The organism is Fructobacillus pseudoficulneus (assembly GCF_900108455.1).
GTDB lineage: Bacteria > Bacillota > Bacilli > Lactobacillales > Lactobacillaceae > Fructobacillus > Fructobacillus pseudoficulneus.
In genome coordinates, this window is sequence record NZ_FNWS01000002.1 from 93,834 (window position 1) to 116,264 (window position 22,431).

Annotated in this window: 20 protein-coding genes; 2 read left to right on the top strand and 18 right to left on the bottom strand. The window is 46.7% G+C overall.

Translation table 11 applies throughout. The features are described from left to right. Positions 1–81 precede the first annotated feature (81 nt). Genes pyrR through BLW39_RS02515 form a run of 3 tightly spaced genes read right to left on the bottom strand, consistent with a single transcriptional unit; the run spans position 82 to position 1,966 of the window. Positions 82–609 carry a bifunctional pyr operon transcriptional regulator/uracil phosphoribosyltransferase PyrR gene (gene pyrR / locus BLW39_RS02505; RefSeq protein WP_059377032.1) on the bottom strand — a complete coding sequence of 176 codons (528 nt, stop codon included), beginning with the start codon at positions 607–609 and terminating at the stop codon, positions 82–84. A 40-nt stretch (positions 610–649) separates the two neighbouring features. Next, positions 650–1,588 (bottom strand): RluA family pseudouridine synthase, encoded by a 939-nt coding sequence (locus tag BLW39_RS02510; RefSeq protein ID WP_059377034.1) that lies wholly within the window; start codon positions 1,586–1,588, stop codon positions 650–652. Next, the gene (locus tag BLW39_RS02515) at positions 1,589–1,966 is read right to left on the bottom strand and encodes an EbsA family protein (protein ID WP_059377036.1); all 378 of its coding nucleotides are present in this window, start codon (positions 1,964–1,966) and stop codon (positions 1,589–1,591) included. A gap of 103 nt (positions 1,967–2,069) precedes the next feature. Between BLW39_RS02515 and BLW39_RS02520 the strand changes: the two genes are divergently transcribed. After that, positions 2,070–2,453 (top strand): reverse transcriptase-like protein, encoded by a 384-nt coding sequence (locus tag BLW39_RS02520; protein ID WP_059377037.1) that lies wholly within the window; start codon positions 2,070–2,072, stop codon positions 2,451–2,453. Between the two features lie 80 nt (positions 2,454–2,533). On the opposite strand, the gene BLW39_RS02525 is transcribed toward BLW39_RS02520, so the two are convergent. The 5 genes from BLW39_RS02525 to BLW39_RS02545 all read right to left on the bottom strand — a co-directional run bounded on the left by BLW39_RS02525 (position 2,534) and on the right by BLW39_RS02545 (position 11,770). Continuing rightward, complete coding sequence (locus BLW39_RS02525; protein WP_082138819.1) at positions 2,534–3,073, bottom strand: GNAT family N-acetyltransferase; 540 nt, start codon at positions 3,071–3,073, stop codon at positions 2,534–2,536. Between the two features lie 236 nt (positions 3,074–3,309). Then, positions 3,310–8,487 carry a coiled-coil domain-containing protein gene (locus BLW39_RS02530; RefSeq protein WP_059377040.1) on the bottom strand — a complete coding sequence of 1,726 codons (5,178 nt, stop codon included), beginning with the start codon at positions 8,485–8,487 and terminating at the stop codon, positions 3,310–3,312. Then, positions 8,488–8,709, bottom strand: coding sequence for a hypothetical protein (locus BLW39_RS02535; RefSeq protein ID WP_143404249.1), 222 nt, complete (start codon positions 8,707–8,709; stop codon positions 8,488–8,490). Continuing rightward, complete coding sequence (locus BLW39_RS02540) at positions 8,700–10,343, bottom strand: hypothetical protein (RefSeq protein WP_059377044.1); 1,644 nt, start codon at positions 10,341–10,343, stop codon at positions 8,700–8,702. Before BLW39_RS02540 ends, BLW39_RS02535 begins: the two co-directional genes overlap by 10 nt. Positions 10,344–10,630: 287 nt before the next feature. After that, positions 10,631–11,770, bottom strand: coding sequence for a THUMP domain-containing class I SAM-dependent RNA methyltransferase (locus tag BLW39_RS02545; protein ID WP_059377047.1), 1,140 nt, complete (start codon positions 11,768–11,770; stop codon positions 10,631–10,633). A gap of 25 nt (positions 11,771–11,795) precedes the next feature. Between BLW39_RS02545 and BLW39_RS02550 the strand changes: the two genes are divergently transcribed. Continuing rightward, positions 11,796–12,092, top strand: a complete 297-nt coding sequence (locus tag BLW39_RS02550; protein WP_143404250.1) for a hypothetical protein — start codon at positions 11,796–11,798, stop codon at positions 12,090–12,092. A 28-nt stretch (positions 12,093–12,120) separates the two neighbouring features. On the opposite strand, the gene BLW39_RS02555 is transcribed toward BLW39_RS02550, so the two are convergent. The 10 genes from BLW39_RS02555 to lysA all read right to left on the bottom strand — a co-directional run bounded on the left by BLW39_RS02555 (position 12,121) and on the right by lysA (position 22,411). After that, positions 12,121–12,810 (bottom strand): DnaD domain-containing protein, encoded by a 690-nt coding sequence (locus BLW39_RS02555; protein WP_059377051.1) that lies wholly within the window; start codon positions 12,808–12,810, stop codon positions 12,121–12,123. Between the two features lie 68 nt (positions 12,811–12,878). Then, the gene (gene asnS, locus BLW39_RS02560; RefSeq protein ID WP_059377053.1) at positions 12,879–14,189 is read right to left on the bottom strand and encodes an asparagine--tRNA ligase; all 1,311 of its coding nucleotides are present in this window, start codon (positions 14,187–14,189) and stop codon (positions 12,879–12,881) included. A gap of 69 nt (positions 14,190–14,258) precedes the next feature. Further along, positions 14,259–15,452, bottom strand: a complete 1,194-nt coding sequence (locus tag BLW39_RS02565; protein ID WP_059377058.1) for a pyridoxal phosphate-dependent aminotransferase — start codon at positions 15,450–15,452, stop codon at positions 14,259–14,261. 9 nt (positions 15,453–15,461) lie between these two features. Further along, positions 15,462–15,920, bottom strand: a complete 459-nt coding sequence (locus tag BLW39_RS02570; protein WP_143404251.1) for a hypothetical protein — start codon at positions 15,918–15,920, stop codon at positions 15,462–15,464. Positions 15,921–16,088: 168 nt separating this feature from the next. Then, the gene (locus BLW39_RS02575; RefSeq protein ID WP_059377072.1) at positions 16,089–17,294 is read right to left on the bottom strand and encodes a pyridoxal phosphate-dependent aminotransferase; all 1,206 of its coding nucleotides are present in this window, start codon (positions 17,292–17,294) and stop codon (positions 16,089–16,091) included. Between the two features lie 74 nt (positions 17,295–17,368). Further along, positions 17,369–18,139, bottom strand: a complete 771-nt coding sequence (gene dapB, locus BLW39_RS02580) for a 4-hydroxy-tetrahydrodipicolinate reductase (protein WP_059377081.1) — start codon at positions 18,137–18,139, stop codon at positions 17,369–17,371. Then, positions 18,136–19,020: a 4-hydroxy-tetrahydrodipicolinate synthase gene (dapA, locus tag BLW39_RS02585; protein WP_059377084.1), complete on the bottom strand. Its 885-nt coding sequence runs from the start codon at positions 19,018–19,020 to the stop codon at positions 18,136–18,138. The genes dapB and dapA overlap by 4 nt, the downstream gene beginning before the upstream one ends. 25 nt (positions 19,021–19,045) lie before the next feature. After that, positions 19,046–20,224 carry an N-acetyldiaminopimelate deacetylase gene (locus tag BLW39_RS02590; RefSeq protein WP_059377092.1) on the bottom strand — a complete coding sequence of 393 codons (1,179 nt, stop codon included), beginning with the start codon at positions 20,222–20,224 and terminating at the stop codon, positions 19,046–19,048. 64 nt (positions 20,225–20,288) lie between these two features. Further along, positions 20,289–21,002 (bottom strand): 2,3,4,5-tetrahydropyridine-2,6-dicarboxylate N-acetyltransferase, encoded by a 714-nt coding sequence (dapD, locus tag BLW39_RS02595; RefSeq protein ID WP_059377094.1) that lies wholly within the window; start codon positions 21,000–21,002, stop codon positions 20,289–20,291. A 110-nt stretch (positions 21,003–21,112) separates the two neighbouring features. Continuing rightward, positions 21,113–22,411 (bottom strand): diaminopimelate decarboxylase, encoded by a 1,299-nt coding sequence (gene lysA, locus BLW39_RS02600; RefSeq protein ID WP_059377098.1) that lies wholly within the window; start codon positions 22,409–22,411, stop codon positions 21,113–21,115. Positions 22,412–22,431: the final 20 nt, after the last annotated feature.

The window sequence follows — 22,431 nt, forward strand, 5'->3', positions numbered from 1 at the left end:
ACTCATTTTAATTTGAACTTTAAGCCCAATATTACCCCAATACCGATTCAAAGGCGGGGAAGCCAAGTAACCAGGACAATGCTAGTGAACGATTTCAACAGAATCTTCACCGTCAAATTCCTTAACCTTGACCTTAATCTTTTCATTCTGGGCCGTTGGAATGTTCTTACCAACAAAGTCCGCCCGAATTGGTAGTTCACGGTGACCACGGTCAACCAAAACTGCCAAAGCAATCGCTTGGGGACGGCCAATTTGAATCAAGGCGTCCAAGGCGGCCCGAGTTGTTCGGCCAGTAAACAAAACATCATCAACCAAGACAATGTTTTGGTTGGCAATGTTCAACTTTTCATCTGGTTCAAGGCCCAAATCATCCTTGGCATCCAAATGATCATCACGATAATTCGTGACATCAATGGCCATCACTGGAATTTGTACCTGTTCCAACTGTTCCAGTCGGTCCGCAATTCGGTGGGCCAAATATTCGCCCCGCGTTTTAATTCCAACTAGAATCAGGTTTTGACCACCCTTATTTCGTTCCAAAATTTCATAAGTGATTCGCGTCAAAGCACGTTGCATTGAGTCTTGGTCTAAAACAACTTTATTTGCCATCAAGAATCCTTTCTAAACGGTCATGACCGTCTTTTTGCAATTAGTTATCGAGCTTTCCTGCCTGGTTAGCCCGCAGCCCTTCTAAGACTTTTTCAAATAAGTCGGGCAATTCTGAATCAAAACGTAATTCTTCATGAGTCGTTGGCTGCGTCAGAACTAAAGTCTTGGCATGCAGCAATTGACCCGGTAATTTAATATTCACAATGCGGTCTTGGTGGCCATAAACGGCGTCCCCCACGACCGGATGGCCGATGTAGGCCAAGTGAACACGAATTTGATGCGTCCGACCCGTTTCCAAGGCCAACTGCAGTAATGTGTAACCATTAAAGCGTTCCAAAACCTTAAAATGGGTCACGGCATCGCGGCCACCAGCAACGACGGCCTGCTTCTTACGGTCCTTTGGATGACGACCAATTGGTGCATCAACCGTTCCTTCATTTTCGTTAAAGTTTCCCTTAACCAAGGCATAGTAAATTCGCTGAGTCTTATGGGCCTTCAGCTCTTCGGCTAAAGCGTGATGGGCCTGATCATTTTTAGCCACCATCAACAAACCGGATGTATCACGGTCAATTCGGTGGACAATTCCTGGACGGAATTCTCCGTTAATCGTTGAAAGCGGTGCGTGATACATCAAGGCGTTGACCAAGGTGCCCCCGAAATGTCCCGGAGCTGGGTGAACCACCATCCCCTGCGGCTTATTGACCACCAAGAGATCATCATCTTCATAGACAATGTCTAGCGGAATGTTTTCGGCCTCCAGGGCGGTTTCTTGAACAGCCGGTGGGTTAATCGTAATGACATCACCGGCCTTCACGGTATAAGAACGCTTAACCTTCTTATCGTTAACCAATACCGCGCCATCTTTAATCCAAGCAGATAAGGTTGACCGCGAGTATGGCAAATTAGCTTGACCCAAAACGGCATCCAAACGACCACTTTCTTGGTCAATCGTCAATGTGATTTGCTCTTCTGCAGCCATTTAGGCGATTCCTTTCAAGGCAGCAGCTAACTTTTTGTTAAGAGAAAAACGCCGTGTTTTTCCAGCAACCGTTAGGGTTAACCATTTCTTTTCAATTGACCAAGTCACATCACTGGCAGACAAATCAACCGTTTCTTGGCGTAAACGCAAGGCACGGGTAATCTCCAAAGTTGTTCCGGTCAAACGCATTTGCCGGCGGAACCAAGTCAAAACCCCGACCAGAATAATGAACAGGGTAAAGGCCAGCCAGCGAAAGTTCAAATTATAAAAAAGTTCACTCGCCCAAATGGGGCTCCTCAATAGGACAGAAGACCATAAAATCCAAAAGATTTTATTTCCATCTGTTTTGGGTTGGTAAAAACCACGTGTTACACCCATAAAAATTCTCCTTCAGCTTATCTAGACATCTTTTATTTTACCATTTACTGCCGCATTCTGGTATCGTTAGAATTAAAGAAAAAGAGTGAGGAACAAAAACGTCATGCGATTAGCCATCGATGCCGCCTATCAAAGTGATAGTCACCGCGCTAGTGCGGGACTAGTCTTAGTTCAAAACGGTCAACAAAGACAAGAAAAAACGCGACTAGCCGACTGCCAAAGTAACCATGGGGCAGAATTTTTAGCATTGATTTGGGCCATCAAATTAGAGCTGGACCAATTGAAAACCGCCCCCATTTTAGAGGTTGTTTCAGATTCTAAAATTCTCGTTTCTTCACTCCAAAAACAATATGCCAAGCATTATCAAAAAGAAGTCGACTTAATTTTTGCACTGCTACCAAAGCCAGAACTAACCTTTTTCACCTGGGTGCCAGACCGTAAAAATCTTGGGCCACACCACTTGGCCATGCAAGCCCTACAAGAATAAGGACTAACCCTAATTTAAACAGACAATTTTAAATCGAGATTATAAAAAAGGTTATCAGCTGTTTGCTGATAACCTTTTTATTAATCATTAATAATGAGTTGGTATGCCCAACGTTCCGTTGAAATGTGATCTGCTTCCATCATGTGAATTGAACCACGCTTTTCAAAGCCGTTATTGGCAATTACTTTTTGCATTGGCATATTGCCCGGGTGGGTATCAATCCGGAAGTCGCGTGCCCCGCGAGCATAGAAAAATGAAATCAATGCTGTAAAGAAGCGCGGCGTTAACCGTTGGCCCCGGAAATCATCGGACATTGCTACCCGATGCAACGAAGCATAATCGTGGGAGTGACCACTATCGGCCCATTGCCCATCATAAATATCTGTATATAATGGGTCTTCCCCTTCAAAAGCAGCGGCATAACCCGCAACCCGATCATCAACCACCAAGACAAAACCTTGTTGTGCATCGAGGTCCGCTTGTACTGTGGCTTCATTTGGATAATCGGATTGCCATTGGTCAATCCCCTGTTCCTTCAAATAACCTTTGGCGGTCTGCAAAATCGTGACGATTTCAGAGACATCACGAGCCTGTGCTCGCCGCATAAATACTGCTGGCATATGCGTTACCTGTATACTAGTCCAATTAGTATACTTTTCCTTTCCAAATTGTCATCAGCCACCAATTATAGCACAGCAATTTCAGAAATAAAGCCTCTCCCAGCAATTCTTTTCAAACAAAATAAAAAAGCCCAATTGACCAATTGGTCAATTGAACTCTTTAGCCTAAAGTGTCTGATAGTAAAAACACTAATTGGCAGTTGCATTCAAAAACTTTTTACCTAGTTACAATTCGTTTACTGGAACTTCTTTTGCAATTTTTGATATAGCTTCTGGCCAAAAACGACCACCACTAACCATGAAAGCAAGAGAACTGTCATTAACCGCCACCATGCGCCGCGAATGGCATGATCAGTTCCTGGCAGTTGTTGTTTTACCGACGAGTCTGTCTGCAAAGCAACCGCCTGGTCAACTTGACTAACCACAGCTTTCGGCTGGCCATTGTACGTTTCTGGCAAGACAATTTTTGTAACTGTTACATCGTTTTGATCTTCAACACTTGCATCAGTCTTTTGTGACCTTGGCACCTTAACTTCATCAAAATCCAAGTCCTTTAATTTTGTAGAGTCGCTAATCAGCGACTTCGCTGCTGGTTCGACTACCACTTTTCCTGCTACAGCCGTAGTATCATCTGCTGGTTCAGCAATCCGAAAAAGATCCGGGTCAGCTACTGCTTCAATCGCTGTCACCACCTGATTGGCCGCTGCTAAGGCCCCTAAATTCATCGTACTTTGGTCGATTTGATTGTAGCTTTGCTGAACAGCTTGGTTAACCGCTACTCTTTGCAAGATTAGGGAGCTCACATCAGCACCATCAATTCGATCAAAGTGAGTATGCTTGGCAAAGCTGGCTAAGCGCACTTGACTTTTGGCTGCCTGCTTATCATCGGCAGAGGGTGTTCTGAAAATCCACAAAGCCTTTGGTAATGTCACCGCCCCAATCTTAGCCTTGTAGTAAGCCACAACTTGTTGCAGGTCATGACGGTTTGGCGTTACAGCAGCCATCACTAAGCCTTCATTAAGAATCTTTTGCAGCTCTGCTTCCTGCTGGACTAGTTCAGTCATATCAACACCGGCAACCGCTTGGAAGGCCTGCTTTCTTTGATCAGCCGCCGTCTGAATTTCTGCTTGACCGGCTGCTATCTCAGCTGCTGTCGCTGGTTGGTAATCGGCTTGAACCACTGGATTAGGTACTTGCAAAATAGCTGCTATACCAGCTGCCAGCGCCAGGCGCAGGTCACCAACTGTCCGAGCTTTGGCAAGGTTATCAAAAGCTGTTTGACCTGCCTGATTCAGGGATTGAACCTGTTTTGCCAGGCTGGCATCATCAACATGGTCAATCTGATTAAACGCTTGTTCTCGAGTCGTTAAGGCATTTTCAATCTGCTGCTTTGCTAACCAGTGACCTTTTTCATCTGCTGGTTGGAAATCTGCTAAGATTGCCGGCGATGAAACTAACTGAATGGCCTGAACAGCCGACAGGAATGCCGCGTTCAATTCGCCTTGGTTTTGACTCGCTTGAATACCGCCTTGCCCGGCTGCTAGGGCCTGGTCAAGCGCTTGGTTTTGTTCCTTCAAACTCTGTCCATCAACATGGCTAATGGCCGCAAAGTCTCGTTTTTGCTGTGCAGCAAGTTGGGTCAAAGACTGAATGGCCTGGTCCTTGTCGGCTTCGCTAACTGGTTGATAATTCGCTAGCAAAGTCGGATTGCTCACCACGGCAACTTTATCCATGACAGCTAGGACCAATTGATTCAGTTCACCCTTAACCTGGATTCCGGCAAGGTCTTGTTGAGCTTGTCGTTCAATGGCATTCAGTTGATCAATTTGCTTCTGTAAACTACTAGGATCAACATGATTAATCGTCCGGAACGCTTCTTTTTGCCGGTCAACAATCAAGGCAATCGCCTTGGCGGCCTTTTCGCGGTCCGCTCCGCTGACTGGTTGGAACGGTTCTTGCACAACCGGTGCAGCAACTTCATTGACCACCGTCAACCCATTTTGGTAGGCGTCTTTTAATTCTTGATTGGTCTTTGCCAAAGCAACCGAGGCAATGGCAATTTGCAAGGCTTGGTCTAATTGTTGGTTTTGCTGGGCCAAGCTGCTTGGGTCAACCCCAATCAAATTTGCAAAGCTTAAACGTTTCTTTTCGACCGCTACTTGCAACAACCGCTGCGCATCAGCTACATCGCTTGGGTTGGGCTGTTGATAGTCAATTGCCTTTACCGGCTCGGCCACCTGTTGCATCTGCTCTAAAATCTTCTTCAAAGCAGCTGCCAATTCACCCTTATTTTGTGATATTAGCAGTGCTTGTTGCCCATTGGTCTTGATTTGCAGCAAGAGAGCTAATTGCTGGGCCAGGCTATTCTTATCGACATGGTCAATTGCCCGAAAATCAGTGACTTTGCCTTTGTACAAATCGTCAATAATTCCCTCTGTTTGATCTTTTTCTGCCTGGCTAATGGGCTGAAAGTCTTCTTGAATTACTGGGTCAGCAACACTATCAATCTGTGCGATGCCATCATCCATTGCTTTTTTCAGCTCACCCTGATTTTTTGCTTGCTTCACTTGTTCTTTAGCCTGACTAATGGCGATTTCCACCGCAGCTTCTTGCTGCTTTAAGCTAGCCGCATCAGCATGGTTAACGGCATGAATTGCATCCTTTTTGTATTGACCAATTCTGTCAACCATTCCTAAGGCCATTTCGCGATCATCATTTGTAACCGGCTGGTAGTCAAATTCAAGAATCGGATCACTAACTTGGTCAAGTGCTACTAATCCTTGTTGCAAAGCAGCATTAAATTGGCTGATGAGCTTTGTTTGGCGAACCTGGAACTGGCTGTTCTTCAGCAGTCGGTCAACCACCGCCACCTGCTCTTTCAAGCTAGTTGCATCCACATGGACAATCGCCGCAAAATGCTGCTTTTTCTTTTCTGCCGCCCCACGCAAAATCTGGTCAGACTGCTCGAAATCAGCTGCCGTCGTGGACTGGAAGTCACGTAGCACGGTTGGCTCGGTCACTGCCTCAATAGCCGTCATGCCGTGGTCGAGTGCTTCTGTTAAGTCAGCCTGAATAACGTTTTGGTTAACTGCTCGTTGAGCTGCCGTTAAGGCCTGATCAACAATCAATTGCTGGCGAACCAAGCTAATCGGATCGACATGGCTGATATCAGCAAATGCCGCCTTCTTTGCGCTCGCCTGCTGCGCCAATTTTTGGTTAGCAATCAACTTATCCTGTGCCGTCACCAGTTGGTAGGCTCTTTCTAATTTTGGCTCGGTAATGCTCGTTAATTGATTCAAGCTTCCTTTCATGGCCAAAACAACCTGTCCCTTAGTCTTTGACTGGTCAATTGCTTGGTGAGCCTTGTCCACCACTGCTTGAATGCTTGCCAATTGCTGCGACAAACTGGCGCCATCAACATGAGCAATCTTGTTAAAGCGATTTTCTTTTAGCGCTGCAGCCGCTTCGATAATTTTCTTAGCCTGGGCAATTTCGGCCGTGCTTGGCGCTTGCAACTCTTCTCTGATACTTGGCTCATCAACTTGATTAATGGCCGCTAAACCTGTTGCGACAGCATCATCCAAGTTTTGATAAGTATCAGCTTGGCTAACTGCGTTAATCGCCTTGGCCACTGCTTGATCCACTAACTGACTTTGCTTTGATAGGCTCTCAGGATCAACACCGATAATCTGTTGAAAATCCGTTTGGCGGTCAAGACCGGCCCGACGTAATTCCGCCTGGGCTTGGTCTTTACTGGTTTGACTAGCCATCTGATAGTCTCGCTGCAAGTCAGGTAAGGCCACGGCATAGACAGCTGCTTGTCCCTGATTGATTGCTTCTCGCAAATCTTTTTTGATTTGTGCCTCGCGAATGGCTAATTTGGCCTGGCTGACTGCTTGTTCAACCAGGGCCGTTTGAATTGCCAGGCTATTTTCGTCGGCATGCTGCGTTTGATTCAACAGCTCTTGGCGGTCAGAACCAGCCTGGTCAATGACTTTAGCTGCACTTTGCTTATCTTCTTCAGTGACAGCCCGATAATCTTTTTGCAAATCAGGATTGGCCAGACCGTCAATATTGGCCAGACCATCTTGCAACTGGTGCAAAACCTCGCCCTGTGTTTTAGACCGATCAATGCCTTGATTTGCCTCTGAAAGCATTTGATCAACCACAGTCAGTTGTTGCTTGAGACTTGTTTGATCAACATGGTCTAAGTGGGTAAAGTCCTTTTTCTTGGCCTCCGCCTTGGTAGCGATTGCTTGCTTGGCGAGCGCCTTATCTTCAGTTGTTGCTGGTCGATAAGCGGCCTGCAGCACAGGATTCTTAACCCGGTTGATTTCTTGCAATCCTTCCGTCAACACCTTACTAAGTTCAGCACTTGTCTTAACTCGGCTGACGGTCGCCTGATAACGCTTAACCAAACGATCAACTTCTTGCTGTCGCTTCACCAATGAATCCGCATCAACCAAGTCAATTTGGGCAAAACCAGCTTTCTTTTCATCGCCAGCCTGTTGCAAGGTCGCTAAGGCTTCATCCTTACTATTTTGACTTAAGAAGAGTTTTTGCAAGTCTTGAATACTCTGTTGTAAGGCCTTTTCTGCTTGCCCCGCATCAGTTGCTTGGCCAATCTGCTGCTTCCCATTATCAACAATCGTCACAATTCTTTTCTTTAACAGTAACTTCTGTTGTGGGCTGAGCTCAATGGCATCGTCAACTGCAACCGTCACTTCCAGGGCCTTTTGTTCTAATTGCTGATAACCATGGTCACGACTGGCATTTAAAATAGCGATTGCTAAGTCTCGACCTTGACCAGCCTCATTTTGTAGAAACAGCAGCCGAGTGCTCTGCTCTTTTTGCACCTGCTGAATGGCTGTCGAATCGTCAGCCAAATTCAGCTTCTGATTGGTTTCAACAACAATTTCATCAATCTTTTGCCCGTAAGAAGCGATATCACTATCCAATAATTTAGGCTGCAAACGCTGGATAATTTGCTTGATGTAATCACCCTGGTTCTGAATAATTTGAAAGGCATCCGTCTTTGCTTGGTCGACATTTGAAGCGACGGACTGATTCTTTTGCAAAACCTTCAACTGAGTTGGTCGCAGTGGGATAACCTGACCGTCCGCTAGGGTCATTTCACCTTGATAGTAAACCGTGAAGGGACGATTATAGATGGCAAAGTCTTCTCGACTGGTCTTGTGACCAGCCGGGTCAACGGACCGAACTAGCCGAACGGACTTAACCGCTTGGCTTGGGTGTTGTCCCTGACCGTCCAGCAAAACGCTGTGGTCAAAGTAATCAATGACACGATCAAAACGGTCAAGCTGATCATAAAAGTTTTCACCATCAGCAAGGACCACCATCCGATGATCTAAATCACGACCTGCCAGAACATGGTCTTGGCCCAAGGCCTCCACCTACTCCTCTGAGTGGCCGGCGACCGGCTTGGTATTCAGCACTTTCTGCTGGTCAAACAGCGAAATATAGGCGCGCCAAGTGTTCACCCTTGATAAAGCAAGCGGATGCTCGTGCTGACTTCCCCGCCGCAGAGCAATGTCTTCCCCTAAGTCACCTTCTTTGCCATAGTCATGGCTAAAGCGCGATAGCATATTGTCAGCATCCATCGTGTTCAATGACAAGAAGGCGTGCCCATTGGCTGTGGTGGTAAATGGTACTTAGTCAACACCTTATAAGGACTATCATCCGCATAGTCGACCATGTCCTTGACCAAGGTCGCATGCTGACCATCTTGGTTATACAACTCCTTCATTTCGGCACTGGAGAGGTTACCAGGATAGCGGTTCAAATCAAAGTTCAAATAGCCATAGGCCCCACCCTGAATATTTCCAGCCCAGGAGAGGCTTTCCATAAAGAACTTCGTCAACAAAATTTTAGCCTGCAAAATGGCACTGTTATAGTGCGACAAATCATCACCACGAACCAAAAGATAGGCGCCATAGGGATCTTCCGCCAAGTTCACCTTCGTTGCTTGTGGATAAAGCGTAATCGGATAAAACGGGCTATCAGAATTTCTCGCCGTTAAATTCGTGCCATATTTCTGGTTGAGCTGCTCAATCGTCTTCCCTAAGACCAAATCCACCACGCCACCGATATTACCGGAAACTGGCACACCCAGCCCCTTCGACAACAAGTTTCCCAAACCTGGAATTTGATTAATCAAACGATCCAAACCCAAACCAATGGTCGCATTAAAATTCATTTCGGCAGCAAAGCGGCTATTATCAAGGTTCAAGGTCTGAATAAATTGATTTGGGTCAACTCCCTTTGGTACAGCTACCCGCAAATAAATCCCATACTGTCCCTGTTGGTAGTTAGCCGACATCTTATCCTCAATCATCCCGATACTAATAATATTCGCCACGGAATCGATTGTTGACCGCAACATCTTAAAGTAATAAAGCGGGTTTAAAGCGGAATCATTAGACGAATAAATATTAGCCGTAAAGGGAACACCACCACCAAGGCTCAGTGTGTTTTGACTTTGATAGTAATGGGTCTCTGACCCCTTGTCATCGGTAACAACCAACGACTTAACCTTGTCAGCCACCTTTTTACTAAAGGCATTATCAACAACTAAACGCATTTCCGAAACATTGGAATAATCATTTTTAGTACCGGCAATCCCGAATAAACGTTTATCTGGTTCACCAAAAATCATCTGTCCAGGTTGGGCAATATAGCGTTTGTCACTCGTCAAAGTCGCATCGCCCTTTGGGCTTAAATTAGCATCATGGCTACCTAACTGGTTCACTAATCGTTCATAAGACAAGGCAGTCTGATCATAAAGAGAATTCAATGGCAGGTTGGTCGTAGTCGCTTCATTGCCTTGCTTGGCCGCAGTTCCTGCATCCGTACCCTTGGCAACCGATTGCTTACTATCAGTTTCTGCCTGCTGGTCATGCTCACCAGCACTTGCGATCGGCTGGCCATTAGTTACTGAATGTTGGTCAGTAGACCGAGCCACCCGACTATTATTTGGTGATTCCACCCCCTGCTGGACCGTCTCAATACTAGTTTGGGTTGCGACAGCTTCAATCTGTCCCTGCCCTGTTTTTTCTGTCACACCGCCATCATTAGGCGGAACTTTTTCATGTCCATCTACTACTGGTCCGACCTCGGTCGATTGAGTGACACGGTCTGCCTGTGCGACATATGACCGCTGATGATCAATGACCGCTAAGCCACTAGAAACGAAAAAGGTCGTTGCCAGCAGCCAAGTTCTTCTTGGTTGGTAAACCTTATACTTTTTCATACAATTGTTACTCATTTCATTCACATTCCTTTACTTTTATTTCCTATGTTGCAAATTTAGTATAAATGATGTGGATGAAAAAGACAATTTTACAAAGAAAGCGTTTACTTTCTTACTTTTTAAACAAAATATATCGAAGCGTATATCAACAGTCAATCATGTTAGAAAAGATAACTCGTTCTTTTTACTTTTTATTAAAAAAATGAACTTTTTTAATAAAAATAAACAAATAAAAAAGATTGCTTGCGCAATCTTTTTTACTGAAATTATATTCCGATTCGTGATATTTAATCTTTTGGTAGTCGTTTAGCCCAGTACTGGAAATAATCAACCCGCAATTGTCCGTTAAAGAGCTTCCGCTTCTTAGTGGCTTGCTGACCAAAGGCCTTTTCAAAGGACAAATCAGAGGTCAAAATGTACTTTGACCAGTATGGTAACTGTTTATAAATTGCCCCCATTTGTGCGTACAAGCCTTCGGCTTCTTCAACCTCACCCAAACGCTGCCCGTATGGTGGGTTTGACACCAAGACCCCCTGCTGACTAGTGGGTTGCCAGTCTCCGGCGGCCAAAGTTTCAAAGTGAACATCCTTGGATAAACCAGCGTGGCGGGCATTTTCCTTGGCGATAGCAACCATTTGCGGGTCAATATCATAGCCGGTAATGTCTAACTCTGAGTCATAATCGGCCTTTTCCTCTGCTTCGTCACGAATTGCATCCGACAAGGCATGGTCGAACCAGTCCATCTGCTCGATGTCAAAGTCGCGGGTCAATCCAGGAGCCAAATTTCGTCCAATCAAGGCCGCTTCAATCGGAATCGTCCCAGAACCACAAGTTGGATCAACAAAAGGTAGGTCCTTATTCCAATTGGTCAATAAAATCAAAGCCGCCGCAAAGTTTTCCTTCAAAGGCGCTGGCCCCTTTTGGACCCGGTAACCGCGCTTAAAAAGCGATGGCCCAGTGGTATCCAAGGTCAACATGACTTCATCCTTGGCAATCATCACCTCTAATTGAGCAAAAAAACCAGTTTCTGGCAAGCGCGTCCTCACGTGAAAGGCCTCTTGCAAGCGCGAAACAATCGCTTTTTTCGTGATTGATTGGACATCTGGTACCGAATGCAGGGCCGACTTTTGTGACCGACCCGCGACAGGAAATTCTGAATCATAGTTCAGGTAATCTTCCATTGGCAATGCCTTGATGCCCTCAAAAAGTTCATCAAAAGTCGTGGCATGGAACTGGCCAATCACAATTTTCACTCGATCAGCTGTCCGTAACCAGAGGTTTGCCCGTAAAATATCGGCTTGAGTCCCTTCAAAAAAGACCCGGTAGTTTTCTACCTGGGGTTCAAAACCCAGGTTTTTCAATTCTTGGCCCACTACGGATTCAAGTCCCGCAGCAACTGTTGCCATTAAACGATATTTCTTTTCCATCTTTTTCCTTTATAATAAAAACACTATGAAACTAAGAGATTTTTTCGCCTTAACCGAATACATGCCCGGCCAGACCTTACTCTACGGGCAAATTGGCACTGACCGTACCCAAATTGTACCACTGAGCCAACTGACTTTTCTAACAGGGCAAGACGAAATTGCCCTGGTTGCCGGCAACCGGCCCCTAACCTTGGACCAGGTGCAAACCAGAACCAGTCAGGTCAGCCCCAATGCCATCCTCTTTTGCCAAGTCAGCCAAGAGCCAGCGAAAGCCTTACTCGGCTTTCACCAAGATGACCAGGGACGGCTTGTCTTACAATAAGCCAAAGTCGGCTGAATCAATCGAGCCATTAAAAATCATCCAACTTGAAAGTTGGCACACTTGGTTGCTGACCCTTTGGACTAGCCTCATTTCCCTTAGCCTGGTAAACCACGCCCCGGCGCTTTTCCTTCGAAATTTGGACGGCTTGCGGCGAGGTCAGGTTATCCCGCTGCCAGTTCACTAAGATGGCTTCGATATAGCGAAGGCTACGAGCATTATTGGCAACCGCTTCTTGAATGGCTAAGGCCATCATGTTGGGGTCAAAGTGGTCTTGATCAAACCACTGTGACACCGTCTGCATTTCCAAAGGTGATAGGTCTCGGCCAAATTCACCTTGAAGGATTCGAACCACTTCTCGGCGACTCTTTTCCCCGACCGAAACAACCGTGGTTGCCGGTCGGACCCCCTTACCTTCTAACAACCGGTTATAAAGGGGCAAAAAGTCATAGCTTTCACCCTGCCGGCCCTGACCAGTAATCTGCATTAAGCCACGGTCTACCAAAGAGGTCAACCGTTCAATCACCGTCTTTTCCGTCACCTTCATAATCCGGGCCACCACGGCTGGATCTGCTTGGTCCCCTTGTTGCTGCAAGCGGTTAACCTCCAAAAAAAGGACGAGATCATCATTATCTAGACCAAGATCACGATAATGTATTAATAAATCATTTTCAATGCTTGTTTGCCCAGCTTGCAAAAAGTCTTGTAATCGTTGTTCCATGATTTCTCCCCGCTGTCCTTCGTGCAAAAGCGCCCAAGTTCCCTTGGGCGCTTTTTAATCATGTTTACTTATGGACGCAAACGGTGCGTCATCCGTGGGAATGGAATGGCTTCACGAATGTGTTCTTCACCCGTGACAAAGGTCACCATCCGTTCCAAACCAAGGCCAAAGCCTGAGTGTGGCACAGAACCGTACTTACGCAAGTCCAAGTACCAACCATATTCCTCAAGGTCTAGTCCTTCTTCTTCCAAACGAGACTTCAAGTAGTCATAATCGGTATCACGTTCTGAACCACCAATGATTTCACCATAACCCTCAGGAGCCAACAAATCAGCTGAAATAACAACATCATCACGACTTGGGTGGCGCTTCATGTAAAAGGCCTTAATTGCCTTAGGGAAGTTGGTGATGAAGACCGGCTTTTCAAAGTGGTTAGCCAAGAATGTTTCTTCGGGTGAACCAAAATCGATACCCCATTCAACGTCAAAGTCGTTTTCTTGCAACAGCTTAATCGCATCATCGTAAGAAACACGAGGGAATGGCAATTTCGTGTATGAACGAAGCAAGTCCTTATCACGACCCAACATGTCTAATTCTTGTTCGTTTCGTTCCAAAACTTTTTCAATCAAAAAGGCAATATAGCGTTCTTGCAATTCCAAAGATTCTTCTTGGTGCATGAAGGCCATTTCCGGCTCAATCATCCAGAATTCCGTCAAGTGACGGCGAGTCTTCGACTTTTCAGCTCGGAAAGCTGGTCCAAAGGTAAAGACCCGTGAAAAGGCCATGGCCCCTGCTTCAGCGTACAACTGTCCCGTCTGTGACAAGTAGGCGGATTGGCCAAAGTAATCTGTTTCAAACAAGTCCGTTGTTCCTTCAGGAGCCGAACCAGTCAATAGTGGTGCATCCAACTTAATGAAGTTTTCCTTATTGAAAAATTCATAAGTAGCCGCAATCAAAGTATTACGAATCTTTAAGGTTGCAAAGGGCTTGATGTGACGCAAGTAGAGGTGGCGTTCATCAAACAAAAATTCCGTTCCGTGTTCCTTTGGCGTGATTGGATAATCATGGCTTTCACCAATTACTTCCAAGCCAGTCACGGAAATTTCAAAGCCAAATGAAGAGCGATCGTCGGCATGAATTTCACCAGTCACATACAACGATGTTTCCTGCTTCAATTCCTTAGCTAAATCAAAGAGCTCTTCAGAAACCTCAGCTTTGGCAACAACTCCTTGGAAAAAGGCGGTACCATCACGCAATTGCAAGAAAACCATCTTCCCTGAACCACGCTTTTGTCGTAACCAGGCACCAATTTTGACCGTTTGCCCAACATACTTAGGGGCATCAACAATTTGTATTGTTGGAATAGTTGTTTCACTCATAGATTTCTCGGGCAAGCTGCCCTACTCCTATCATTTTACTCAATCTTACTCTTCTAGTTTATCAGAAAATCAAGCCTTTGTGACAAAGGACTGAATTCGCTTTAAGGCTTCATCCAATTCTGCTTGATTTTTAGCATAAGAAAGTCGTAAATAACCGGGCATCCCAAAGCCTTCACCGGCCGGAATTGAAACGTGAGCATCCTCCAATAGTGCCGTCGCAAATTCAACCGTATTGGCTAGGCCTAGGCGCTGAAGCACCTCGTCATCAACCTTAAAGAAGAGATAAAATGCGCCTTCGGGTTTCACCGGTACTGACAGGCCAGGAATGGCTTGTAAGTTGGCATAAGTGGCATTTAACCGCTCTTCGAACTTTTGACGCATCTGTTCAACTGGATCTTGACTGCCGGTCAAAGCAGTCAAAGCCGCATACTGACTGACTGCAGCCGGATTGGAGGTCATGTGACCCAGCAATTTGTTCATTTGCGCAATCACTTGTTCATCAGCAATCACCCAGCCTAGGCGCCAACCAGTCATTGAGTATGATTTGGAAACCCCGTCAACGATAATTAATTTGGAGTCAGCCACTTGCTGCAAGGACATTGCTGAAGTAAATTCAGCCCCATTGTAGACAAGTTGACCATAAATTTCATCCGCAATAATGAAACTATCATGCTCTTTGGCCCAGTCCAGAATCGACTGAACTTCAGCCTTGGAATAAACTTGACCGGTCGGATTAGTTGGGTTGTTAAAGACAACCAATTTAACGGGCCCGTCAACCTGATCCAGGTCGGCCACCGTTAGCTTCATGTCAGCAGCTGCTGGTCGAACTGTGACTAATTTCCCCTCGGCCAAGCGAACTTGTTCGGCGTAAGAAACCCAATAGGGTTCTGCCATAACAACCTGGTCGCCCGGGTTTAAAATGCTTTGCATCAAGGCATACAGTGCCATCTTAGCACCAGTTGTGACCGTGACTTGATTTGGACTAATTACTTGTCCCGTTAATTCTTTGGTCCGGTCAACGATGGCTTGTCGTAGTGGCAAAATGCCACCAACAGGGGTATAAAAGGAAGTCTTTCCCGCTTCGATAGCAGCCTTAGCTCCAGCAGCGATTGCGTCAGGTGTGGCAAAATCGGGTTCACCAACACCAAGATTGATCACATCAATCCCATCTGCTGCCATCTGTTTGGCTTTTTTGGAAGCTGCCAAAGTCGCCGAAGGATGCACGGCTAAAGCCCGCTTGGAAAAGTCACTTGCTTCTAACATGATTTACCTCTATATTCCGTTAATTGTGCGATAAACTGCTCCAGTACGATAGTCCATTGTCACGTAGTTCAAATGGCCATCTTGGTCCTCAAAACTGATTTCCCAGACCAAGGTCTTTTGGTAAATTGACAAATTGGCTGAGTAAATCTTTTTTAGTTGGTATTTACTTTTAATCTTATCCAGTAAGTCGGACTTTGAAATGCCGTTACCATAATTAAAAGTCTGAACCGAGCCCTTTTTGCCCTGGATAATCGCTACCTTTTGCTGTCCTGAAGGTGTTTGCCCCAAGACTGCGTACGTAGCGCCGTCACGATAATCAACCGTGAGATCATGCAAGTTGGTTAAATCAGTCTGCTGTTTAACAATCGTTTGCACATTCTTTTCAGCAGTAGCCATTGGCTTTAGGGCCAAGGTTGCATAGGCGTAAAGTGCCCCACCAATCAGCAAAACAACTAAAATCAACAGCATGAAAAACTTGACCCAAGAGAACCGTTTGGGCCGAGCCATTCTGATGCGTAAATTATCGTGGACTTCCATAGTAAGTAATTTCTCCGATTTATCATGTTATTACTTATTATAGCAAAAAAGGCTAAGAGACGAGTTTGAAATCCACCGCCTCTCAGCTTTAATCAGGGTTTAGGCTAAGTTTTTTTGTTTCAAATCTTGAGCTCGTTGGCTATAAGCTTGTATGCGAGACATGGCTTCTGTCAAATCCTCGGTTGAAGCAGCATAAGAAATCCGAATATGTCCCTCACCACCAGCGCCAAAGACAGAGCCAGGAATGGTCCCAACATGGGCTTTTTCACCAAGTTCATAGACAAAGGCATGGTCGTCTGCTGTGAAGAAGTCTGGAATCTTAGCAAAAACGTAAAAGGCACCGTTTGGAGTTGGTGCGGTAAAGCCGGCCTTTTTCAAGCCATCCATCACCAAGTCACGCCGCTTTTGATAGATGTCACGCATGGCAAATGGTGCATCTTTGGCCGTGGTAACGGCCGCCAAAGCGCCCGCCATCATTGGGCTTGGGGCGGTGGTCACCACACCGGAGTGGGCCAGGCCAATTTGCTTCATCAAGGCAGCTGGACCGGCAACAAAACCAAGCCGGTAACCGGTCAACGCATGTGACTTTGACAAACCAGTAATCAAAATTGTTTGTGCTGGCAAATAGCTTGTTAACGACCGGTGCTTGTTTTCGTAGCTTAATTCGGCATAAATTTCATCCGAAAGCACCAAAACATCACTTTCTCCAATGGCAGCAGCCAATTTCTCAAGCTCTGCTGGCTCGTAAGTCACCCCAGTTGGGTTGCCAGGAAAGTTCAGAATCATCCCCTTAATTTCAGGATGGTCCTGCAAGGCCTGCTTGAACATCGCCGCCGTAAACTTATAAGTTGGAGCGGTGTTGACTTCCACCACTTTTAGCCCCAGCCGTAAGGCTTCGGCTTGGTACAGAGAAAAGGCCGGTGTTGGAATCAAAATGGTTTCACCCTGATTAAACAAAGACGAAAATGCATCATGAATCGCTTCTGAAGCACCCACGGTAATTGAAATCTCACTTTCGGGATCATAGGCTGGTGCATCATAGCGTTCCTGCAGATATTTCGCTACGGCCTGACGCAAAGCTAAAGTTCCCTGAGAGGGTGCATAGTGGGAATCATCATGATCAATGGCTGCTTTAACCGCTTCTTTAACGGCAGTTGGTGCCGGCAAATCCGGTTCACCAATCGTCAGTTTAATGATATCTGGAACTGATGATAATTTAACATCAATCTCTCGAATTGCTGCTGGCGGCACCGCCGCAAATAAATGATTATATTGTTCTTTCAGGCTCGCTTTTACCTCGACCATTGGCTAACTCCAATCTTTTATGAGAATTCACATAACTATTTTCCAATCAATTCTCCGTTAATATTAAAAAAAAATTAGAGAACTTTGTCTAATCCTACAGCAAGTCCGGTGATTTTGTCAACATTTTTGATAGCTTCTCTAACACCAGTCATAAATGCCGAACGATTGTTGGTCGATTGCTTAATCGTTAAGGTTTCACCAGTAGAACCAAAGATAACCGTTTCTTCAGCCAAAATTCCCGGTAAGCGCATGGCATGAATTGGCACGCCCTGACTTTGGTCGCCACGCGCCAGGGCATCACTTGCAGGAATGTCTGGCAAACTCTGACGCGCTTCAGCAATCAAAGCGGCCGTTGCCACGGCGGTTCCTGAAGGAGCATCCACCTTATCTTCATGATGTGCTTCAATGATTTCTGCTGCCGGCAAATAAGCTGCCGCTTCAGCCGCATATTTCATTAAGAGGACTGCCGTGATTGAAAAGTTTGGCACGATTAACGCCGACTGGCCCTGTTCTTCGGCCAATTGACGCAACTGGTCAACTTCTGTTTCTTTGAGCCCAGAAGTCCCCATTACCAAGTCATAACCGTGGGTCAAGGCATACTTCCCATTGGCAAAGGCCACGTGGGGCTTGGTCACATCGACCCAGACATCCGCCTTTGTATTAATGCTTTCCAAAGTGGTGAAGATAGCTGCCAGTCCAGCTAAGCCGTGGCCGTCTTCTATTGCTGCAAGAGACCGGTGCGTGGTTAACATCCCCACCAGCGAAAAGTCAGCTTGCTTCTCGATCATGTCTTGAATGGCCAGCCCCATTTTCCCGTGGGCGCCTGCTAAAAAGATGGTTTTCATGCCACAACTCCTTGATGTCCTAAAACTGCCTTAATTTCCAACATTTGTGCCGAATTCAATGGCAACAATGGTAAACGAACCTGGTTTTCAATCAGGCCCTGGTCAGCCAAAATTGCCTTTACTGGACTTGGTGAAGGATGAGAGAACAACACGTTCATCCTTGGTGTCAAATAGCGCTGATAACGTCCTGCCAATTCGATATTGCCCTCATCTAGGGCTTGGTAAAGCCCCCGCATTTCGCGACTATAAAGGTGTGAGGCAACCGAAATCGTTCCAGCACAGCCAATCGCCTTGGCTGCTAATGTCTGGCTATCCTCACCGGTATAAATGGCAAAGTCAGCCGGTGCTTGGTCGACTAGCTCAGCCAAATCATCAATCGAAGTGACCTGCTTGACCGCATTAATATTGGGGTGGTTGGCCAAGAACAGAACAGAATCATTGGTCAAGAAAACCGTTGACCGACCCGGAATGTTGTAAAGCATCAAGGGAACCTGACTGGCATTGGCAATCGCCGTAAAGTGGGCAATCATCCCCGCCTGGTCCGGCTTATTGTAATAAGGCGTAACGGCCAGCAAACCAGTAACACCTTCAATCTGGCTCACCGTCTTGGCCAAAGCCACTGATTCAGCCGTATTATTCGTCCCAACGTTAGCAATCATTGGGCAACGGCCAGCCACATAGGCAGCAAAATGGCGGTACAAAGCCATCCGTTCCTCTTCTGTTAAGGTTGGTGACTCACCGGTGGTCCCACCGATAACAAAGCCTTCTGTCCCCTCAGCTAATAGCTTATCGGTTAAACGGTCCAAGGCCGGATAGTCAATCTGATCATCACTGGTAAATGGTGTTATTAAGGCGGTAATTAAACTTGCTGGTGTTGTCATCATCTTTCCCCTTTATTCTCAATTTTCACATCGCAACCGATTGGTTTTGCTGGTTCTCAGCCATCCGCCACTCAAGGTAGGCAATCATTGCTTTAACGCCGGCGTCTAAGGCACCCTCGTCTGGGTTAAGCCGGGCATCATGGAGGCTGTGGTCAGGATCACCAACCCCAAGCCAAAACATCGTTCCTGGAATTTTTTGCAACAAATAACCAAAGTCTTCCCCCGTCATCGCTGGCTCTGCTTCCGCAAAGTCGATATCCGGGTTTTCGGCCATAAAGTTGATGAAATCAGCGGTAATCGCCGGATCATTTTCAACAGGGTAATAGCCACCCTGTTCTAATTCCAAGTCCATCGTGACGCCGTAACTTAAAGCAATCCCATCAGAAATGGCCTGGACGCGTTCTTGCATCATCGTTAAGTCAACTTGGGTAAAGGCCCGAATCGTTCCTTCAAGCTGGGCCTCACCGGCAATAACATTGCCAATCGTGCCGGCATGGAAAGAACCAATCGTCACCACCCCACCATGGATGGGGTTGACGCTGCGTGAGACAACGCTTTGCACTTGGCTAACAAAGGCCGCTGCAGCGACCACAGCATCCTTGGCTTGGTGCGGATAAGCAGCATGGCCACCTTGACCACGCACAGTCAAATGAATCTCAGTCGTCCCGGCAAACAGAGTTCCTTGCAGGGTTGCGACCTGGCCACTTGGCAGGGCCGGCTGGTCGTGTAAGGCGTAAATTTCATCTGGCAAAAAGTCCCCAGACAAAGCGCCCGACTCGTAGAGCTGTTTGCCACCGGCATGTTCTTCTTCGGCCGGTTGAAAGACAAAGACCAGGTTATCGTTTGGTTGATGACTGGCAAAGTAGGCTAAAATTCCCAGTGCGACCGTCATATGAATATCATGGCCACAGGCGTGCATCTGGCCTGGGTGCGATGAAGCAAAGGGCAAACCAGTTTTTTCTTCAATTGGTAAGGCATCAATATCGGCCCGGTAACCAATTGTTTTTTTGGGATTTTTTCCCTTTAATCGGACAAGTAAAGCAGTTGGTAAAGCGGGCACTTCTCTCGTTTCTAAAAAGGAACAGCCCAAAGATTCAATCAGCTTCTTCAGATAGGCCTTGGTTTTGACTTCATGTAATGATAATTCCGGAATGGCGTGTAAATCACGTCTTACCTGCTGTAAATCAATTGTTTGTTCAACCATTTCTGTGCCTCCTCAGCCGCTGAATTGCTCTTTGCTAGCGTGCTCTCAAACCGCTACTTTTTACTTATAGGTCACGTAAAGCCGATACGAGGGCCGTTTTTTGTTCCGTCTGTGCATCAATTTCCTTAATCACACGGGCAGGCACACCGGCAACAACCGTATGGGCTGGCACGTCTTGGGTGACAATCGCCCCTGCGGCCACAACCGCGCCCTCACCAACTTGAACACCCTCAATCACGACGGCATTGGCACCAACCAGGGCCCCATCACCGACGCGAACGGGTTCAGCGGAAGCGGGCTCAATCACACCGGCTAACACAGCGCCGGCCCCGATGTGGCAATTTGCCCCAACTTCAGCTCGGCCACCGAGAACGGCGCCCATATCAATCATCGAACCAGCCCCAATCTTAGCGCCAATATTGATAACAGCTCCCATCATCACCACGGCTTGTTGACCAATTTCAACACGGTCACGAATCAAGGCCCCCGGCTCAATTCGAGCCTGCAAGCTTTGCGTGTCTAAGAGCGGTACACCAGAATTTCGAGCAATTAGTTCGACATGGTAGTCACTAATTTCACCTTCATGTGCATCCAAGACCGGCTGCAAATCCGTCATATCACCAAAGACGATTCCCGTCTTGTTTTCAATAAAGGCCTGGGCATCGGCTGGCCAAGTAATCGCCGCCAAATTAGTGCCGGCAATCGTCACCTTTGCTGGTGTTTTCTTTTTGGAAGTAGCTAGGTAGTTGATAATTGCCTCAGTGTCCATTTCAGTCATGTTTTTTCCTTTTCGTTCGATTGATTACTTACGTTCTATTAATTTTGCTGTACTGAATTGATTTGCTTCTTTACCCGCCGGACTATGCCAGCACGGCCGTGAATCACAAATCAATTAGCGACCAGTTGGTAGGCCCGGTCATGGCTCGTTAGGTCAGCCAAGGTCTCACCCTCAACCACTACCTGAGAACAACCATTTTCGGCAAAGACAACGGTTGGTACCGGATTACGGTTATAGCGTGAGGCCATTGAGTAGCCATAGGCGCCGGTATTCAAAACCGCAATGATGTCACCGGGTTTTGTCTGTGGCAGGGCCTGCTCATCAATCAAGACATCCCCTGACTCACAGTACTTACCAACCAAGCGGACCGTTTCTGCTACCTGGCCGTGCACCTGGTTGGCCAAGACTGCCTGATACTTGGCCTGGTATAGAGCTGGGCGAATATTATCCCCCATGCCCCCATCAACGGCTAGGTAATTCCGTACGCCAGGAATATCCTTGCGTGAGCCAACGGTGTATAGGCTGTAACCTGCCGGTCCAGAAATTGAGCGACCGGGCTCAATCCAGATGGCTGGGCAAGCCAGACCACGTTCAGCACATTGGCGCTGCACACTTTCAATCAGCGCTTGCACCAAGTCTTCTGGTCGGCGGGGCTGGTGCTCATCCGTATAGGCGATTCCAAAGCCGCCGCCCAAGTCCAAGACTGCTGGCTGGAAGTGCCATGACTGGCAGAGTTCAACCAAACGTTGACCGGCTAATTCAAAGCCATCTTCTTCAAAGATTTGTGAACCGATGTGTGCTGATAAGCCAAGCAAATCCAAGTATGGATCAGCCTGCGCAATTTCATAGGCTTCTTTAGCTTGGCCCGATTCCAAATCAAAACCAAACTTTGAGTCAACCTGACCCGTTTGGATGTAGTCATGGGTATGGGCTGAAACACCAGGAACCACCCGGAAAATAATTTGCTGGGTTTGTTGCCGTTCTGCTAATAGGTCTTGCAACAGGGCCAACTCAACAAAATTATCAACAATAATCGTGCCAACCCCCTGGTCGAGGGCAAAGGCCAAATCAGCTTGGCTCTTGTTATTGCCATTGTAGGAAACTCGGTCCATTGGGAAGCCGGCGGTGACAGCCGTATAAATTTCACCGGTGGAAACCAAGTCCAAGTGCAAGCCCTCTTCTGCCACTACTTGGTACATCGCCTGGCAGGCAAAGGCTTTGGAAGCATAGGCAACCGCACCATCCTGATTGGTGTTCGCAAAGGCTTGCTTGAAGGCCCGCATTTGCTGGCGCATCACCGCAACATCATAGACATAAAGCGGCGTGTTGTATTTTTCGGCCAGGTCGGTGGCTAAGATACCACCAATTAGCAACTCATCGTTGTCATTCACCTGCAAATGATCTGGCATAATAAAGCTCCTTTTGTTTG

Excerpts from the sequence above, each read along its gene's own strand:
- pyrR (WP_059377032.1), bottom strand. The coding sequence starts at position 609 with ATGGCAAATAAAGTTGTTTTAGACCAAGACTCAATGCAACGTGCTTTG.
- BLW39_RS02510 (WP_059377034.1), bottom strand. The coding sequence starts at position 1,588 with ATGGCTGCAGAAGAGCAAATCACATTGACGATTGACCAAGAAAGTGGT.
- BLW39_RS02515 (WP_059377036.1), bottom strand. The coding sequence starts at position 1,966 with ATGGGTGTAACACGTGGTTTTTACCAACCCAAAACAGATGGAAATAAA.
- BLW39_RS02520 (WP_059377037.1), top strand. The coding sequence starts at position 2,070 with ATGCGATTAGCCATCGATGCCGCCTATCAAAGTGATAGTCACCGCGCT.
- BLW39_RS02525 (WP_082138819.1), bottom strand. The coding sequence starts at position 3,073 with ATGCCAGCAGTATTTATGCGGCGAGCACAGGCTCGTGATGTCTCTGAA.
- BLW39_RS02540 (WP_059377044.1), bottom strand. The coding sequence starts at position 10,343 with ATGAAAAAGTATAAGGTTTACCAACCAAGAAGAACTTGGCTGCTGGCA.
- BLW39_RS02545 (WP_059377047.1), bottom strand. The coding sequence starts at position 11,770 with ATGGAAAAGAAATATCGTTTAATGGCAACAGTTGCTGCGGGACTTGAA.
- BLW39_RS02550 (WP_143404250.1), top strand. The coding sequence starts at position 11,796 with ATGAAACTAAGAGATTTTTTCGCCTTAACCGAATACATGCCCGGCCAG.
- BLW39_RS02555 (WP_059377051.1), bottom strand. The coding sequence starts at position 12,810 with ATGGAACAACGATTACAAGACTTTTTGCAAGCTGGGCAAACAAGCATT.
- asnS (WP_059377053.1), bottom strand. The coding sequence starts at position 14,189 with ATGAGTGAAACAACTATTCCAACAATACAAATTGTTGATGCCCCTAAG.
- BLW39_RS02565 (WP_059377058.1), bottom strand. The coding sequence starts at position 15,452 with ATGTTAGAAGCAAGTGACTTTTCCAAGCGGGCTTTAGCCGTGCATCCT.
- BLW39_RS02570 (WP_143404251.1), bottom strand. The coding sequence starts at position 15,920 with ATGCTGTTGATTTTAGTTGTTTTGCTGATTGGTGGGGCACTTTACGCC.
- BLW39_RS02575 (WP_059377072.1), bottom strand. The coding sequence starts at position 17,294 with ATGGTCGAGGTAAAAGCGAGCCTGAAAGAACAATATAATCATTTATTT.
- dapB (WP_059377081.1), bottom strand. The coding sequence starts at position 18,139 with ATGAAAACCATCTTTTTAGCAGGCGCCCACGGGAAAATGGGGCTGGCC.
- dapA (WP_059377084.1), bottom strand. The coding sequence starts at position 19,020 with ATGACAACACCAGCAAGTTTAATTACCGCCTTAATAACACCATTTACC.
- BLW39_RS02590 (WP_059377092.1), bottom strand. The coding sequence starts at position 20,224 with ATGGTTGAACAAACAATTGATTTACAGCAGGTAAGACGTGATTTACAC.
- dapD (WP_059377094.1), bottom strand. The coding sequence starts at position 21,002 with ATGACTGAAATGGACACTGAGGCAATTATCAACTACCTAGCTACTTCC.
- lysA (WP_059377098.1), bottom strand. The coding sequence starts at position 22,411 with ATGCCAGATCATTTGCAGGTGAATGACAACGATGAGTTGCTAATTGGT.